Source organism: Streptomyces sp. NPDC047971, from assembly GCF_040653355.1.
GTDB lineage: Bacteria > Actinomycetota > Actinomycetes > Streptomycetales > Streptomycetaceae > Streptomyces.
The window spans coordinates 138,165-153,293 of sequence record NZ_JBEZNW010000003.1 but is presented as its reverse complement, the minus strand read 5'-3'; the positions used below and the strand labels follow the sequence as shown (position 1 = coordinate 153,293).

The 15,129-nt window shown below is 72.9% G+C and carries 11 protein-coding genes; 5 read left to right on the top strand and 6 right to left on the bottom strand.

Going from position 1 to position 15,129, the window contains the following annotated elements; all coding sequences use genetic code 11:
• Window positions 1–171: 171 nt before the first annotated feature.
• The 3 genes from AB0D99_RS04805 to AB0D99_RS04795 all read left to right on the top strand — a co-directional run bounded on the left by AB0D99_RS04805 (window position 172) and on the right by AB0D99_RS04795 (window position 5,098).
• Window positions 172–1,170 carry an Lrp/AsnC family transcriptional regulator gene (locus AB0D99_RS04805; protein ID WP_362356937.1) on the top strand — a complete coding sequence of 333 codons (999 nt, stop codon included), beginning with the start codon at window positions 172–174 and terminating at the stop codon, window positions 1,168–1,170.
• 52 nt (window positions 1,171–1,222) lie between these two features.
• The gene (polX, locus tag AB0D99_RS04800) at window positions 1,223–2,965 is read left to right on the top strand and encodes a DNA polymerase/3'-5' exonuclease PolX (RefSeq protein WP_362356936.1); all 1,743 of its coding nucleotides are present in this window, start codon (window positions 1,223–1,225) and stop codon (window positions 2,963–2,965) included.
• A 234-nt stretch (window positions 2,966–3,199) separates the two neighbouring features.
• On the top strand, window positions 3,200–5,098 hold the full coding sequence (locus AB0D99_RS04795) for an FHA domain-containing protein (RefSeq protein WP_362356934.1): 1,899 nt from the start codon (window positions 3,200–3,202) through the stop codon (window positions 5,096–5,098).
• A 94-nt stretch (window positions 5,099–5,192) separates the two neighbouring features.
• Here AB0D99_RS04795 and AB0D99_RS04790 read toward each other — a convergent pair whose 3' ends face one another.
• Window positions 5,193–5,840 carry a TetR/AcrR family transcriptional regulator C-terminal domain-containing protein gene (locus tag AB0D99_RS04790; protein ID WP_362356932.1) on the bottom strand — a complete coding sequence of 216 codons (648 nt, stop codon included), beginning with the start codon at window positions 5,838–5,840 and terminating at the stop codon, window positions 5,193–5,195.
• A 138-nt stretch (window positions 5,841–5,978) separates the two neighbouring features.
• On the opposite strand from AB0D99_RS04790, the gene AB0D99_RS04785 reads away from it, so the two are divergent.
• Together AB0D99_RS04785 and AB0D99_RS04780 are read left to right on the top strand one after the other, a co-directional pair.
• Window positions 5,979–7,796 carry an ABC transporter ATP-binding protein gene (locus tag AB0D99_RS04785; RefSeq protein ID WP_362356930.1) on the top strand — a complete coding sequence of 606 codons (1,818 nt, stop codon included), beginning with the start codon at window positions 5,979–5,981 and terminating at the stop codon, window positions 7,794–7,796.
• 76 nt (window positions 7,797–7,872) lie between these two features.
• Window positions 7,873–9,624: an ABC transporter ATP-binding protein gene (locus AB0D99_RS04780; RefSeq protein WP_362356928.1), complete on the top strand. Its 1,752-nt coding sequence runs from the start codon at window positions 7,873–7,875 to the stop codon at window positions 9,622–9,624.
• Window positions 9,625–9,682: 58 nt separating this feature from the next.
• Here the strand turns inward: AB0D99_RS04780 and AB0D99_RS04775 are convergent, their stop codons facing one another.
• From AB0D99_RS04775 to AB0D99_RS04755, 5 genes are all read right to left on the bottom strand, one after another.
• The gene (locus AB0D99_RS04775; RefSeq protein WP_362357220.1) at window positions 9,683–10,813 is read right to left on the bottom strand and encodes a PP2C family protein-serine/threonine phosphatase; all 1,131 of its coding nucleotides are present in this window, start codon (window positions 10,811–10,813) and stop codon (window positions 9,683–9,685) included.
• Window positions 10,814–11,001: 188 nt separating this feature from the next.
• Window positions 11,002–11,766: an IclR family transcriptional regulator gene (locus tag AB0D99_RS04770; protein ID WP_362356926.1), complete on the bottom strand. Its 765-nt coding sequence runs from the start codon at window positions 11,764–11,766 to the stop codon at window positions 11,002–11,004.
• Between the two features lie 185 nt (window positions 11,767–11,951).
• Complete coding sequence (locus AB0D99_RS04765) at window positions 11,952–12,899, bottom strand: NmrA/HSCARG family protein (protein ID WP_362356924.1); 948 nt, start codon at window positions 12,897–12,899, stop codon at window positions 11,952–11,954.
• Window positions 12,900–13,037: 138 nt separating this feature from the next.
• Window positions 13,038–14,210, bottom strand: coding sequence for a low temperature requirement protein A (locus AB0D99_RS04760; protein ID WP_362356922.1), 1,173 nt, complete (start codon window positions 14,208–14,210; stop codon window positions 13,038–13,040).
• Window positions 14,211–14,331: 121 nt separating this feature from the next.
• Window positions 14,332–15,006: a DUF4389 domain-containing protein gene (locus AB0D99_RS04755; protein WP_362356920.1), complete on the bottom strand. Its 675-nt coding sequence runs from the start codon at window positions 15,004–15,006 to the stop codon at window positions 14,332–14,334.
• Between the last annotated feature and the right edge of the window lie 123 nt (window positions 15,007–15,129).

Below are 15,129 nucleotides of genomic sequence, written 5' to 3'. Positions count from 1 at the left end.
CCGCGCTCGACAAGAGTCGGCGTCACAGTCGGACGAAGGAGACAATCGAGGGGACCTCGGTGGCGGATTCCGGCAGCGGTCCTCGTCCGGCGGGCGGGATCCGGCACCCGCCCGCACGGCCGCCGACGTGCCGTAGGGTGCGCCGCGCAGCGCGTCGAGACGGAGGGCCCCATGACCGCAGACGCCCCCCTGGCGCTGGACACCGTGGACCACATGGTGCTCCGGTCCCTGCACCGCAACCCGAGGGCGCCCTTCGCCGAGATCGGCGCGGACGCCGGGGTGCACGAACGCACCGTGGCCCGTCGCCTGGAACGGCTCACCGCGACCGGGAGGGTCCGCTTCACCGCCGCGCTGGTGCCCGAGTACCTGGGTGAGGGGGTGATCGCCGAACTCGCCGTACGGTGCGCGCCGGGCCGACTGCACGAGACCGCCCTGTCGCTGGCCCGCCGCGCGGACACCCGGTCCGTGGAGGTGGCCACCGGCGGTCTTGAGGTGTACGCCGAGATCGGCGCCCCCGACCACGACACCCTGCTCACCCTGATCGACTCGGCGATCGGCCGCCTCGACGGCGTCGTCGACATCCGCTCCCAGGTGGTGCTGCGCCTTCTCCTGACGGCCAGCGACTGGGCTCCGTACGACGACGTACCGACGGACGTACGGCGCCGGACGGCGGCGGGGGTGCCCCTGCCGGATCCGCCGGCCGTGGACGACCTCGACCGGCGTCTGGTCTCCCTGCTCGGCGCGGACGCCCGCATGTCGACCACCCGCCTCGCCCATGCCCTGCGGGTCGGCGAGACCACGGCCCGCCGCCGGCTCGCCCGCCTGATGGCGTCCCACGTCCTGCACCTCAGGCTCCACGTCGACCCGGCGGTCCTCGGCTACCCGGTGGAGGCCCGCTTCCGGCTCTCCATCGCCCCGAGCCGCCTGGAAGCGGCGCTCCGCCTCCTCGCGCGCGAGCCGGCCGTCCGGCACCTGGTCCTCACCACCGGCACCAGCAACGTCCTCGGCTACTCCAGCCACCGCGACACCCGTGAACTGCACGCCTTCACCACCCGCGTCTTCGCGGGCCTGGACGGGGTCACCGCCACGGAGACCGCCGTCCTCATGCGCACGTACAAGCGGGCGAGCATCGCCGAGCCCCCGCCCCAAGGCGCCGTCCCCGCGCCGTGACCGCCCGCCGGACCGGCATGCCCGCCCGGCGCGCGCGGGGCACCCTGGAGGCATGGCCCGAGCCAACGACCAGGTCGAGGCGCTGCTCCAGGAGTACGCCGAGTTCATCGCGATCCGGGGAGGGGAGGCGTTCAGGGCGAGGGCGTACGAGAAGGCCGCACGGGCCGTCGGCGGCTACCCCCAGGACGTCTCCACCCTGGACGCGAAGGGGCTGCGGGAGATCCCGAACGTCGGCAGGTCCGTCGCCGACAAGATCCAGGAGTATCTGCGGACCGGCCGCATGTCCGCCGTCGACGAGGCCAGGACGGCGGTGCCGGAGGGCGTGCGCGAGCTGATCGCGATTCCCGGGCTGGGACCCCGCAAGGCCATGACCCTGTACGAGGAGCTGGGCACCACCACCGTCGACCAGCTCGTCGACGCCATCCACCAGGAACGGCTGCGCGACCTCAAGGGCTTCGGGGAGCGGAGCGAGGCGAACATCCTGCGCGGGATCTCCGCCCTGCGGAAGGCGGGCGAGGGCCGCATCCTCGTCAGCACCGCCCTGGACATCGCCGAGCAGCTCGTCGGGGAGCTCTCGCAGATCCGCGGCTGCGTCCGGTGCGCCTACGCGGGGTCCCTGCGCCGCATGAGGGAGACCGTGGGGGACCTCGACATCCTGGTGGCGGCACGCGGGTCGGCCGCCTTCATGGACGCCCTCGTCGCCCTTCCGACCACCGCCGAGGTCATCGCGCGGGGTGCGAAGAAGACGTCGGTACGGACCTCGGCGGGCCTCCAGGTCGACCTGCGGGTGCTTCCGCCGGCCTCCTGGGGCGCGGGCCTCCAGTACTTCACCGGCTCCAGGGCCCACAACATCCACACCCGCGAACTCGCGGTGCGCCAGGGCCTCAAGCTGTCCGAGTACGGCCTCTTCGACGCCGAGAGCGGCGAGAGCGTCACCTCCGAGACGGAGGAGGCGATCTACGAGCGGCTCGGACTGCCCTGGATCCCCCCGACCCTGCGCGAGGACCGCGGCGAGATCCAGGCGGGCCTGCGCGGCGAACTCCCCGATCTGGTGGCCGACAAGGACATCCGCGGCGATCTGCACACCCACACCGACCTCACCGACGGGCTGGCCCCGCTGGAGGACATGGTCGCCGCCGCTGCCGCCCGCGGTTACGCCTACTACGCCGTCACCGACCACGCCCCGAACCTGTCCATGCAGCGCATGACCGCGGAGAAGATCCTCGCCCAGCGCGAGCGAGTACGCGCACTCGACGGCGCGCACCGCGGGATGCGGCTGCTGCACGGCACGGAGCTCAACATCGCCCCGGACGGCTCCCTGGACTGGCCCGACGAGTTCCTCGCGGACTTCGACCTCTGCGTGGCCTCGGTCCACTCCCACTTCGACCGGAGCAGACAGGAACTGACCCGCCGTCTCATCCGCGCCTGCGAGAACCCGTACGTCGCCGTCATCGGGCATCCCACGACCCGCCGCATCGGCAGACGCCCGGGCATCGACGCCGACTTCGACGCGGTCTTCGCGGCCTGCGCGCGCACGGGCACGGCCCTGGAGATCAACGCGCACCCGGAGCGGCTCGACCTGTGCGACGAGGACATCCTGCGCGCGAAGCGGTACGGCGTGAAGTTCGCCGTGAACTCCGACGCGCACGCCGTCACACATCTGCCGTACGTGCGCTACGGGGTGGCCACGGCCCAGCGCGGCTGGCTGACGGCGGACGACATCATCAACACCTGGCCGCTGACACGGCTGCGCCGGTTCCTGGGCGCGAGGGGCAGGCGGGCGAAGGGCACCTGAGGCGTGGCGCCGCGCAACCGCCTCACCAGCCCCGACCGGGCCTCCGCCGTGACATCTTCACGGTTCGGCCACCGCTCGGTGGCCGGTCTGTCCGGGCCTTCTCAGCGGCCTCGGCGCCGGATTAGGATTGCTCTGCGTGCCGGTCGAATCGCGGTGTGTGGTGCGGGGGGTGTCGTTCGTGACCGGTATCGCCATTTCGTCATCGGATCCGTGACTCATGGAATTGGGTGACCCATGCCGCCTCGACTCGTCGGCCATCAAGGCTCTCTGGCAGGACAGAACTACCCGATCGGCACCACACCGGTAACCCTGGGGCGCAACACCGACAACACCGTCGTGATCACCGGGGGCAACGTCTCGCGCTTTCATGCCGAGGTGCGTCGCGAACGTCATGGGTTCGTGCTGTACGACAGCGGCAGCAGCAACGGAACACGGGTCAACGGCGTCCGTGTGACCTCGCACGAACTGCAGCCCGGAGACCTCGTGGAGATAGGAACCGAGACGTTCCGATTCGAAGCGGCCGACGCGATGGAGACGATCCTCGACCTCTCCGTGCTGAGTCCGCTCACTCCCTCCAAGGCGGCACTGGCGGCCGCGCCGGTGCTCCGTGTCACGGTCTCGGGCGGTGGCCCCGTCGGCCTGAGCTTCGCCCTGCTCCTGGAACACCTCATGGGGCATCGCGTGTCCATCACCGTCCACGACGGCCGGTGGACACGGGACGGGGAGAAGGTCGTCTGGAAGAGCGAGGGGCAGGGCAACGTCAGGCGGCAGCAGGTCGTCACCGTACAGAGCCGGCAGTATCTGAACCTCCCCGAGGAGGTGCAGCGGCGGCTCTTCCGGGGCGACGCGTACACCGAGATGTGGCCGGTGGGCCCCGATTCGCTCCGTGGCCACAACCCGAGAAACCTCCGGATCGCCTACATCGAGGACACCCTCCTCGAACTGGCCAACGAGAAGCCGGACCGGATCCGGCTCGTACCCGAGACGTTCGACCCGGCCGAGTACCACGAGGCCGAGTCCGCCGACCACGTGCTCGCCGTGTGCGAGGGCGGCCGCTCCCGGACGCGGGAGTACTTCACCGACAGGTTCGGCAACGCCGACAAGTCCATCTACTCGCTGCACGGCCGGCACATCCAGGACGTCGTCCTGGGGCTGCGCGTCAGATCGACCCTGACGGACCCCATGACGGTCCTGCTGACCGTGGCTCAGAACCGCTTCCTCCTCAACGCCCTCCGCGGCGAGGGCTTCCTGAACATGCGGCTCACCGACGCCGAGGCGGCGGAGGTGGTCGGCATCGATCCGGTGCGGCACGTGTTCGAGGACTGCATCGCCTCGCGCCCGTGCGTCATGGGGCGGGACGGCGACGGGGACTTCCAGTGCGCGACGCACAGCACGCTCTTCCTGCCCGCGATGGTCCGGGGCTCGGCGCTGTGGAAGCGGGTGCTGGAGGGGCTCGCGCTGTTCGGTGTCGCCGAGAGGGACCTGAGCGCCGTCACGGCCTTCCGGCTCGACATGGTGCAGCGGCCCAGGTTCACCACCCGGCTGCGCTCGGCCACGTCGACCAGCCCGGGGACCTACGGCTTCCTGCTCGGCGACGCCGCCAACGCCATCCACTTCTGGCCGGGACGCGGGCTCAACAGCGGACTGGGCTCGGCCATCTCGCTGGCCCGGTCCCTCAACGGAGCGTGGACCGGAAGGCCGTTCCGGGACGCCGACTTCGCACGGCACGAGGCAGCCATGTCCATGCTCCAGTACCGGCACAAGAGCCGGGCCTGGAACACGATGATCACCACCGACGAGAACGGCGTCAGCTGTGCGATCAAGGAGAAGATCGCGCAGAGCATCGAAGGCGCGGAAGGCAAGGACCTCGACAGGAAGGCCGACGTCGACGCGCTCATGGAACGGTTGCGGGGCATCCGCGACCGCCTCTCCTCCCGCCTCCCCGGCATGCCGGACGACCCGACGCTCCGGGACCACCTGGAGACCCTCGACTCCACCACCCTGCGCACCCTGTTGGAGAGCGGGGCGTGGGACACCCTGATCGTCGGCGGTGAAGAGGTCGACATCGACATCTTCTACCGACAGGACGCGCCCGCCGCGAGCGCTCCCGACAAGGCTCCCGCCACCACGTGAGCACCCCGCGGGTGCCGGGCCGAACCGCCCCGGCACCCGCACCGCTCGCGCCCGCCCGGCGACTCGGCCCGGGGGGAAACGTCCTGGGCCGCCCTCACCCCTCGGCCGGGCCGCCCTCCAGTTCTCTCTCGAATCCGGACAGCAGGGCGTCGAGGGCGAACGCGAAGCGGGCGTCGGCCGCGTCCTCGCCCGACTCCCGGGCGGCCGCGACCAACAGGGGGTACGCCTCCGGGTCCAGCGAGGCCAGGCTCCCCGCCCCGTCGATGCGGCCCGCGTGGGCGGCCGCATGCCCGACGGCGAAGCTGGTCAGCGAGTAGAGGACGTCGAGGGTCCTGGGCAGGGAGAAGCCCGCCTCGTGCAGCATCTCCACCACGGCCTCCAGCGTGCGCAGATTGCGGGGCGTCAACGCGGGCCGGGACAGCAACAGCGGCGCGGCGTGCGGATGCGCGTCGAGCGCGGCGACCAGCGCGTGGGCGTAGGCGCTCAGATCCGCCCGCCAGGTGCCGGCTCCGAACTCGGTGGGCACGGCCTCGGCGACGACCTGCTCGATCATCCCGTCCAGGAGGGCGGTCTTGTTCGGCACGTGGTGGTAGAGGGTCATCGCCTCCACGCCCAGTTCGGCGCCGAGCCGCCGCATCGACAGGGCCTTGAGCCCCTCCTGGTCGACGAGGCGCAGCGCCGCCTCCAGGACGGCCTGTCGAGTGAGCCCCGCACGCTGCCCACGCGTCCTGTTGGCCGCCATGGCCCCCTCTTCTCCGAGCCGGAGGGACCCCGGACCGATTGACGATTCTTACGCTGTAAGTATAACGTCCCGCAGCAGTCTTACGTCGTAAGAATCACAGTCTCAGCGGCCCGACCGGGACGAGAGGACGAGCGGACGATGACCATCACCGAGCCCTCCGAGGCGAGGAAGCGCACCACGCCGCCACCGGACGACCCCGCTCCCGCCGGGGAGCGGCCCCCGGAGGGAGCGCTGTTGAGGCCGTACGCGGGGAGCTTCGCGGCCTTGATCGTCCTGCAGGTCGTCGGCGCGGTGGCGGGGCTGGCCCCGCTGCTCGCGGTCGTCGAGCTGGGCCGGCTCCTGCTCGCGCCCGGTCCGGTCGACCCCGACCGCGTCCGGCTCGTCGTCGTCGCGGGCTCGGCCGGACTGCTCGTCAAGCTGCTGCTGACGGCCGCCGCCGCGGGAATCGGCCATCTGCTGGACGGGCGAGTGCAGTTGGACCTGCGCCGCCGGCTGGCCGCCCGCCTCGGCCGCGTGCCGTTCGGCTGGCTCTCCCGCCGGCACGGCGGTGAGCTCGCCAAGCTGGTGGGCGACGACGTCGGCGCCGTACACCCGTTCATCGCCCACACCCCCGGGGAGCTGGCCTCCGCCTTCGTCGTCCCGCTGGTGTCCCTGGTCTACCTGTTCACCGTCGACTTGCGGCTCACCCTCGTCACGCTCGTCCCGGTGCTCGCGGCGGTGGCGCTGGTCCCGCTGATGATGACCCCGGCCCGGCTGCGCGAACAGGCCGACTTCGACACGGCGATGGCCCGGATCGCGCGCTCCGTCGTGGAGTTCGTCCAGGGCATCGCGGTGGTCAAGGCGTTCGGCGGGGGCGAGCGGGCGCACCGGGACTTCCGGGCGGCCGCGGACGACTTCGTCGCCGTCTTCCGCCGCTGGGTCCGCGGGATCTCCCTGCCCGCCGCGGGCATGCAGCTGGTCCTCTCGCCGCCGTTCGTGCTCCTGACCGTCCTGATCGGCGGCGCGGCACTGATCACCGCCGGGGACCTCGCCCCCGCCGACCTGCTGCCGTTCCTGCTGCTCGGACTCGGACTGACCGCCCCGGTGGCGGCGCTCGGGCACGGCTTCGACGAACTGCAGGCCGCCCGCCGCGCGGTCGGCCGGATCCGCGAGGTGCTCGCCGTGCCGCCCCTGCCGGAGCCGGCGCACCCCCTCGCGCCGCGCGGCCACCGCGTGGAACTGCGCGACGTCCGCTTCGCCTACGAACCGGGCCGCGACGTGCTGCGGGGGGTCGACCTCGTGCTCGAACCCGGCACGGTCACCGCGCTCGTCGGACCCTCGGGAAGCGGCAAGTCCACGCTCGTGCGACTCCTGCCGCGGTTCGCCGACCCGACGAGCGGCTCGGTGCGCCTGGGCGGCGTGGACCTGCGCGAGCTGGGCGGCCGGGAGCTGTACCGCCGGGTCTCCTTCGTCTTCCAGGACGTCCACCTGCTGCGCTCCTCGGTCACGGACAACATCGCGCTGGCGGTGCCGGACGCCCGCCCGGAGGAGGTGGTCCGCGCCGCGCGCCTGGCGAACATCCACGACCGCGTCCTCGAACTGCCCCGAGGGTACGAGACGGTGATCGGCGAGGACGCCCGGCTCTCGGGCGGCGAGGCCCAACGGATCGCGCTGGCCCGGGCGTTGCTGGCCGACACCCCCGTGCTCGTCCTCGACGAGGCCACCTCCTTCGCCGACCCGCTCACCGAGCGGGCGATCCGCCGTGCGCTGGACACGCTGCGGGAGGACCGCACGGTCCTGGTCGTCGCGCACCGTCCGGAGACGATCGCCGGCGCCGACACCGTCGCCGTCCTGGAGGACGGAGCCGTCGTCGAGTACGGCACCCCCCGCGAACTGCTCGCCACGGACGGCAGGTTCTCCGCCCTGTGGCGCCCGGGACGGGCGGCGGGCGCACCCGGAGCGGGTGGGACGCCATGACCCCGGCGCACGGCCCGCACGGCCCGGCGACGACGTGTCCGCGAACCCCCACCCACCAGCGAGGAGCCGACTCCCCATGATCCGCGTACTGCTGCGCGTGCTGGGTCACCGGCACGCCCGGCCGATGCTCCGCACCCTCGCCCTGATGACCGCGACCGCGATCGTCGAGGGCCTGTCCTACTCCCTGCTGGCACCGGTGCTGCGAGCCCTGCTCGGGGACGCGCCCAGCGACGTCTGGCCCTGGCTGGGCGCGTTCGGAGCCGCCGTCGCGGCCTACGCGGTGCTGCGCTACCTGAGCGACCTCTCGGGGTTCCGCGTCGGGGCCGCGCTGCTGCGGGGCGTGTACCACCGCCTCGGCGACCACTTGGCCCGGCTGCCGCTCGGCTGGTACGGCCCGGCCCGGGTCGGAGAGGTGTCCGTCCTGGCCGGCCAGGGCGTGCTGCGGGCGATGAGCGTGCTCGCCCACCTGCTGGCACCCCTCGTCTCCGCGGCCGTGACACCGCTGACCGTCGTCGTCGTGATCCTCCTCCTCGACTGGCGGCTGGGCCTGGCCGCGCTGGCCGCCGTCCCCGTCGTGGCCGCGATCCAGATCCTGACCGGGCGTTCGGCGGAGGCCGAGGAGGCCGAGCGCGCCGCACGGGACCACGAGGCCACCGGGCGGGTCATCGAGTACGTCCACGCCCAGCCGGTGCTGCGCGCCGGCGGCCGGAGCGCCGAACGCTTCCGTCTCCTCGACGACGCCCTGGGCCGGGTCCGGCAGGCGTCCCGCCGTGCCACGCTCTCCGCGCTGCCCGGCGCGCTGGGCCTGACGCTGACGGTGCAGGCGGTGTTCACCGCGGTCCTGGCCCTCGGCGCGTACCTCGCGCTCGGGGGAACCATCGGGGCCGCGGAGCTGCTGACGGTCCTGGTGCTGGCCGCGCGCTGCGCGGACCCTCTCCTGTCGCTGGCCGAACTCGGCGGCAGGCTGCGCGGCGCGCGGGGCGAGCTGACCAGGCTGGACGCGGTGCTGCGTACGGAGCCGCTGCCCCAGGACCCCGACCCGGTCGAGCCCGTCGGCCACCGGCTGGAGTTCGCGTCGGTCGCGTTCCGGCACGAGGGGCGAACGGTCTTCGACGGCCTGTCGCTGTCCGTCCCCGAGGGGCGGCGACTGGCCGTGGTGGGACCGTCGGGCGCGGGCAAGACCACCCTGCTGCAGCTGCTCGCGCGGTTCTACGACGTGGACGCGGGCGCCGTCCGGGTCGGCGGCGCGGACGTGCGCACCGTGCGGACGGAAGCGCTGATGGCGCGGTTCGCCGTCGTCTTCCAGGACGTCTACCTCTTCGACGGCACCATCGAGGACAACGTCCGCCTGGGCCGGCCGGACGCCACCCGTGCCGAGGTGCGGGCGGCCGCGGCCGCGGCGCGACTGGACGAGGTGGTCGAGCGCCTCCCCGACGGATGGTCGACCACCGTCGGAGAGGGCGGCGCCCGGCTGTCGGGCGGCGAGCGCCAGCGCGTCTCGATCGCCCGGGCCCTGCTCAAGGACGCGCCGATCGTGCTGCTCGACGAGATCACCTCCGCGCTGGACCCGGTCAACGAGGCCGCCGTGCACGCCGGCGTCGAGCGCCTGATGGAGGGCAGGACCGTGGTCATGGTGGCTCACCGGCTGCGTACCGTCCGGCACGCCGACCGGATCGTCTTCCTCGACGCGGGAAGGGTCGTCGAGGAGGGCGGCCACGACGAACTGCTGCGTCGTGGTGGCCGGTACGCGGACTTCTGGCGGCTCACGTCGGAGCCGCCGGCGGGGCCGCCGCCCACGGACCGGCGAGCTCCGTCGGGGATGTCCTGACGGGGTCCGGCGCAGACGCGGGAGGGCGACGCGGGGGAGCGGTGGGGCCCCTTCGCCGCTACCGACCGATGCGCCCCGGACCGCGCAGGAGGCTCTGCGCGTCGATGACCTCCCGCTCCGTCGCCGACGCCGCCGGGAGGACCACCGTCTCGTCGGCGGTGGGCTTGCGCAGGAGGAGCAGCGCCGCGTCGTCGTGCAGCCGGCCCCCCACGTGGGCGAGGAGCTCGTCGTGGAGCGCTTCGAGGGTGCGCGTCGGCTCGTCGGACACGTGCTGGGCCAGCCTCTCGGAGAGGGGGTAGAACAACCGGCCGCGGTCGCGGGCCTCGGTGACGCCGTCGGTGTACAGCAGCAGCTGATCCCCGTCCGCGAAGGGCAGGACGTGCAGGGCGGGGGTCTCGCCCGTGAGGGACCGCAGGCCGAGGGGCGGGGCCGGACGGGGCGGTTCCACCGGCAGGACCTCGGCTCCGCGGACGAGCAGCGGAGGGGCGTGTCCGCAGTTCACGACCTCCAGCACGCCGGGTCCGGGGTGTCCGGCGACCACGGCGGTGACGAAGTCGTCGCAGCGGAGGTTACGCGCCAGGCTCCGCTCGATCCTGTCGACGACGGCGAGCAGGTCCGGCTCCTCGTAGGCCGCCTCGCGGAACACCCCGAGCACGAGGGCGGTGACCCCCACGGCCGGCAGCCCCTTCCCCCGTACATCGCCGACGATCAGCCGGACCCCGTACGGGGTGGGCACGAGGGCGTAGAGGTCCCCGCCGATGCGGGCCTCCGCGGCGGCGGCGCTGTAGCGGACGGCCACCTGGAACGGGCCGACCACGGGCGGGACGGGCTGGAGGAGGGCCTGCTGCGCGGCCTCGGCGACGGAGCGCACGGCCGCGAGCACCCGCTCACGCCGCCCGCGCAGGGCGCTGGCCAGGGCGCCGGCCAGCGTGACGGCCCCCAGGGCGGACAGGACGGCCGCCAGCTCGTGGGCCGGCGCGCCGTCACGGATGCCGAGCATCATGCCCAGCGCGCCCGCGAGGAGACCGACGCAGAGGACGCCGCGAGGTCCGTTGGTGGTGGCGGCCAGCGCGGGACCGGCCGCGAGCAGCGGCAGCCACGTCAGCCCGACTCCGCCGAGGAGGTCGACGAGCACGATGACGGAGACGATCAGGACCGGCAGTACGGGCATGCCGGAGGCCAGCTGCATCGCGACGCGCTTCCGAGTCACCTTCCCCGGGACGACCCCGTGCTTCCTGGGGGGCCGGGTCGGCCCGTGCTCTCGGGTGTGACTCATGTTTCGCCCGCAGTCCTCACCTGTGCGCGGAGCGAGTGCTCCGTAAATGTCTGATAAATCCAGGAAAGGTGATGCGTTCGGGCGTCACAAGGGCCCGAATTTCAGATAGTGAGCGACAGGCCCCGGGTCACCCGGTTCGCGGCCGGGAGCAGCCGATTCCTGATCTCGTCGAGGCGGGAGAGCCGGTCCGCCCGCAGGGAGACGCCGAGCGAGCCGAGTGTCTCCCCGCTGTACACGGGCACCGCGACGCAGACGGTGCCGAGGGAGTACTCCTCCATGTCCGTGACGGCCGGCGCCAGCGGGGAGGCGTCGAGTCGCCGGAGCAGCTCTCCGACGTCCGTGATCGTCCGTGGTGTGAGGTCCGCCAGCTGGTGCCGGGAGAGGTACTCCCTGCGGGCGTCCTCGCCCAGCTCGCGCAGCACCGACTTGCCCAGCGCGGTGGCGTGACCGGCGTCCTCGAACCCCACCCAGAGGTCGACGCGCGGTGCCCGGGGGCTGTCCACGATCTCGGCGACCCGGATCTCCCCGTCCTCGTAGAAGGTGAGGTAGGCGGCGGTCCCGAACTCGTCGCGGAGCGCGGCGAGCGTCGGCCGCACCCGGCTGAGCAGCGCCTGCCCGTGTCCGGCGGTGTGGAGCGCCTGCATCTTGTCGCCCAGGACGAACCCGCCGTCGTCCAGCTTCCGCAGGTATCCGTCGTGCACCAGGGTCCGCAGCAGGTGGTAGGCGGTGGCCAGGGGCAGCCCCGTCTCCCGCGCCAGCTGCTTCGCCGGCGCGCCGTTCCCGTGCGCGCTCACCGCCTCCAGCAGACGGAAGGCCCGCTGCACGGAGGTGATCAGCGTGGGGGCGGGGCCGTTGTGGGCAGCCATACGACCAGCGTGCGCCGGGCGCACGGCACAGGCAAGATTCGCCCCCGCCGACCGGGCCCGCACCGTGGCGGGAGAGCCCCCGTGTGCCGCGACTCCCCGGCGTCGACGGAGAACTCCGCCGAGCTCGCCCCGCAGGTGGGGGGAGCATGGGCACCGAGACCCTCCGCCGCCCCGATGTCCGTGGCCTAGGAGCGCGGGATCCTCGTGTGATGCGCCGAGAGCCAGGTCGCGAAGGACTGCAGTCCGGGGTGGAGGGCCCGCACGGCGGCCAGGTCGCGTGCCGCGGTGAAGGAGTGCTCGCAGTCCCGGTAGAACTGGAACATGTTGCCCGCCTCGTCCGCGCCCGGATGGCCCTGGGCCCGGTAGGCGTCCGGGGTCAGCGGCCGGTACGCGTACGGCACGCCGACCCGCTCGGTCAGCGCGGCGGCCATGTCGGCGACCTTCAGGTGCTCGCCCGCGATGCTCACCGTCGCGCCGATGAGATCGGTACCGCGCTCCAGTACGGCCAGTGCCGTCCTGCCGATGTCGACGAAGCCGATGCCGGACAGCCGGCTGTCCCCCATCGGGAAGTCGAGGACCATGACGCCGTCGTCGGCGCGCCGCGGGGCGAACATGTCGAACAGGTTCTCCCAGTAGAACGTGGTCCGCAGGTACGTCGTCGGCACGCCGGCCTCGGGGAAGTACTGGTCCGCCTCGGCCTTGGCGTCGAAGTGCGGGACCTTGTAGGAGCCCTGCAGCGTCGGCATGCGGGAATCGTCGACCGGCACGCAGTGCCGGGTGTCCTCCAGCGTCGACCAGACGGCGTGCTGGACGCCCGCGTGACCGGCGGCCCTCGCGAGCGCCTCGGCCTGCGCCTTCTCGTGCTCGGCGTTCATGCCCTCCCAGAAGTCGGTCATCAGAAAGGCGCCGTACGCACCCTCGAACACCGGTCCCAGGCTCTTCTCGTCGTCCATGTCGGCCCGGACCACCTCGGCCCCCAGCCGCGCCAGCGCGACCGCGGGCTCCGATTCCGGGTGACGGGTCACCGCGCGCACCGTGAAGTCGCTCTCGTCCTTCTCGAGGATCGCCCGGCTCAGGGACCCGCCCTGGCGCCCGGTCGCGCCGAACACGGTGACAACGCGCTTCTCGGCCATCCTCCCCGCCTCCTCCGTGCAGGTGCCGCCCGCGTCGCCGGCTCCCGGGACCGAGGGCGGCCGCTGCGACGCGGCTACCCGGTCGAGCGGTGGCCAAGCACCGCGCCCGTCCGGCGACGGGGGCGGGAGAGGCCCGGGTCAACCGGCCCGGACGGCGCGCCGGCGTGCCAGGGCCTTGGCGTACAGCAGGTGGACGATGGCCTCGGCCGCCAGCAGAAGGACCACCAGCCAGGGCGCGAGCGTGTCCGCGCCGAGGACGACGAGGAGCGGGACGCCGACCCCCGGCACCGCCCAGACGGCGACCTGACGCAGGGGGCGGCCGAATCTCAGGGCGATCAGGGCATGCGCCGCGTGGTAGAGCGCCAGGCCCCCGCAGAGCGCCCACACCGCGCCGCGGGCCAGGTGGTCGTGACCGGACTCCTCCACCGCCGTCGCCAGGCCGGCGGCCAGGGAGATGACGGCGGCCGTGACGAAGAAGTGCAGGAAGCCGCCCACGTCACGCGCGAGCAGATAGGCGTCCCGCCCGCCGGCGGCGCCGATGACCCGCTCCGCGGCGGTCGAGGCGAAGTCGAAGTACGACCACCAGAGCGCGGCCAACAGGACGAATCCCAGCACCGCCACGACACCGGCGGCGGCCGTCCAGGTGTGGTCGGTGGAGGTGATCAGCGCCAGGACGGACTCGCCCAGCACGATGATCACGAAGAGTCCGACCCGTTCGACCAGATGGCCGGTGTGCACCCGGCCGGGAACACCTCGGCCGCGCGCGGTGAGCAGCAGGATCATCTCGGCGATCAGCAGCCCGGCCCAGACCGGGTAGATCCAGGGCGCCGGTACGGCGGCGGAACCGGCCCAGAGGAGCCCGGAGAGCAGGCAGTACGTCAGCGGACGCCAGCGCGGAACCGCCCGGGGCGCGGGGAAGCGGGTGGCGGGCCACCACAGCGCGAGGAGGACGAAGCGCGTTCCCGCGTAGCCCAGGGCGTACGCGGGAGCCCGGTCGCCGTCGGCCTCCGGCACGGCGGCGGCCATCACCGCCAGACAGAGCATCGCCGCCAGCATGGCGAGCCGGCGCCGGGCGCTGTCGTCCTGGAAGAGGTTGGCGGAGACCGTGAGGTTCGCCCACATCCACCACGGCGGGAAGTAGAGCGCGAGGAAGACGCCGAAGTCGCGCCAGTCGGGGTCGCCGTGGAGACCGTGCGAGAGCTGGGCGACGAACGCGACGAACACCAGATCGAAGAAGAGCTCCAGCCAGCCGGCGTGCCGGGGCTGGGCCGAGGGCGCGGGCGACGGGGCCGTGGTGTGCGGAGTGCTCATCGGTCCATCCGGAAAGGGTGGGTTCGACTGCGGCGCGGACTGGCTGCATCAGATCACGGATCGGCCCTCGTCGCCGCCGAGGGAATCCCGCCCGTACCCGCCGCGCTCCGCGGGCGCGGGTTCACCGGTCGTCGGCGGGCCAGGGCTGCTTCCGGGCCGGCTCCTCGCCCCCCTGGTCGAGCCGGAACGGCGGGTACGCGTCCGTCATGAGGCCCGCGTAGGCCGCCACGCGGAACACCCAGCGGTTGAGTCCGACGACGAGGACGAACAGATCGCGCGGGTACCGGCCGGTGAACGCGAGCGCGATGGCCGCGAAGAGGGTCAGCAGGGTGATCAGGCCACCGCTCCACCAACTCGCCCTCATGCCCCCGGCGAAGACGGCGATGACGAGGTAGTGCGGGATCGCCAGCAGCCACCACTTCACGAGGACGAGTCCGCGCGAGAGCCGCTCCGGGTAGGCGATGTCCAGCCGCGCCGGGTAGTCGGGCTCGGGACCCAGGCTGAAGGGCGGGTAGCGGTCGGTGCCGAGGGCGCTGTACGAGTAGTAGGAGACGCGCCAGGCCCAGCGGAGCACCCCGACGTTGAAGTCGAAGAGGGGGCGCGGATAGCGCTCGGTGAACAGGATGGCGAAGAACGCGATCACGGTCACGACCAGGAACGCGATCCACAGGAAGATCAGCACGATCCAGTGGGGGATCACCAACAGCCACTTGACCAGCCACAACCAGCGGGACAGCGGGGAGTCGAGCCGGGCCGTCACCACGACCGGAGGGTAGGAGGAACGGGAGGTGTCCATGATCGTCACTTCCTCGCCGGACCGGTGGATTCGTAGCGGTGCGATGCGTGTGCCCCCGTCTTCAGGATCACCCCATTCCGGCCCTGGGCCCACCGGAGCGGGTCGGGGCCCCGACGTGCCCCC

Excerpts from the sequence above, each read along its gene's own strand:
- AB0D99_RS04805 (WP_362356937.1), top strand. The coding sequence starts at position 172 with ATGACCGCAGACGCCCCCCTGGCGCTGGACACCGTGGACCACATGGTG.
- polX (WP_362356936.1), top strand. The coding sequence starts at position 1,223 with ATGGCCCGAGCCAACGACCAGGTCGAGGCGCTGCTCCAGGAGTACGCC.
- AB0D99_RS04795 (WP_362356934.1), top strand. The coding sequence starts at position 3,200 with ATGCCGCCTCGACTCGTCGGCCATCAAGGCTCTCTGGCAGGACAGAAC.
- AB0D99_RS04790 (WP_362356932.1), bottom strand. The coding sequence starts at position 5,840 with ATGGCGGCCAACAGGACGCGTGGGCAGCGTGCGGGGCTCACTCGACAG.
- AB0D99_RS04785 (WP_362356930.1), top strand. The coding sequence starts at position 5,979 with ATGACCATCACCGAGCCCTCCGAGGCGAGGAAGCGCACCACGCCGCCA.
- AB0D99_RS04780 (WP_362356928.1), top strand. The coding sequence starts at position 7,873 with ATGATCCGCGTACTGCTGCGCGTGCTGGGTCACCGGCACGCCCGGCCG.
- AB0D99_RS04775 (WP_362357220.1), bottom strand. The coding sequence starts at position 10,813 with ATGCAGCTGGCCTCCGGCATGCCCGTACTGCCGGTCCTGATCGTCTCC.
- AB0D99_RS04770 (WP_362356926.1), bottom strand. The coding sequence starts at position 11,766 with ATGGCTGCCCACAACGGCCCCGCCCCCACGCTGATCACCTCCGTGCAG.
- AB0D99_RS04765 (WP_362356924.1), bottom strand. The coding sequence starts at position 12,899 with ATGGCCGAGAAGCGCGTTGTCACCGTGTTCGGCGCGACCGGGCGCCAG.
- AB0D99_RS04760 (WP_362356922.1), bottom strand. The coding sequence starts at position 14,210 with ATGAGCACTCCGCACACCACGGCCCCGTCGCCCGCGCCCTCGGCCCAG.
- AB0D99_RS04755 (WP_362356920.1), bottom strand. The coding sequence starts at position 15,006 with ATGGACACCTCCCGTTCCTCCTACCCTCCGGTCGTGGTGACGGCCCGG.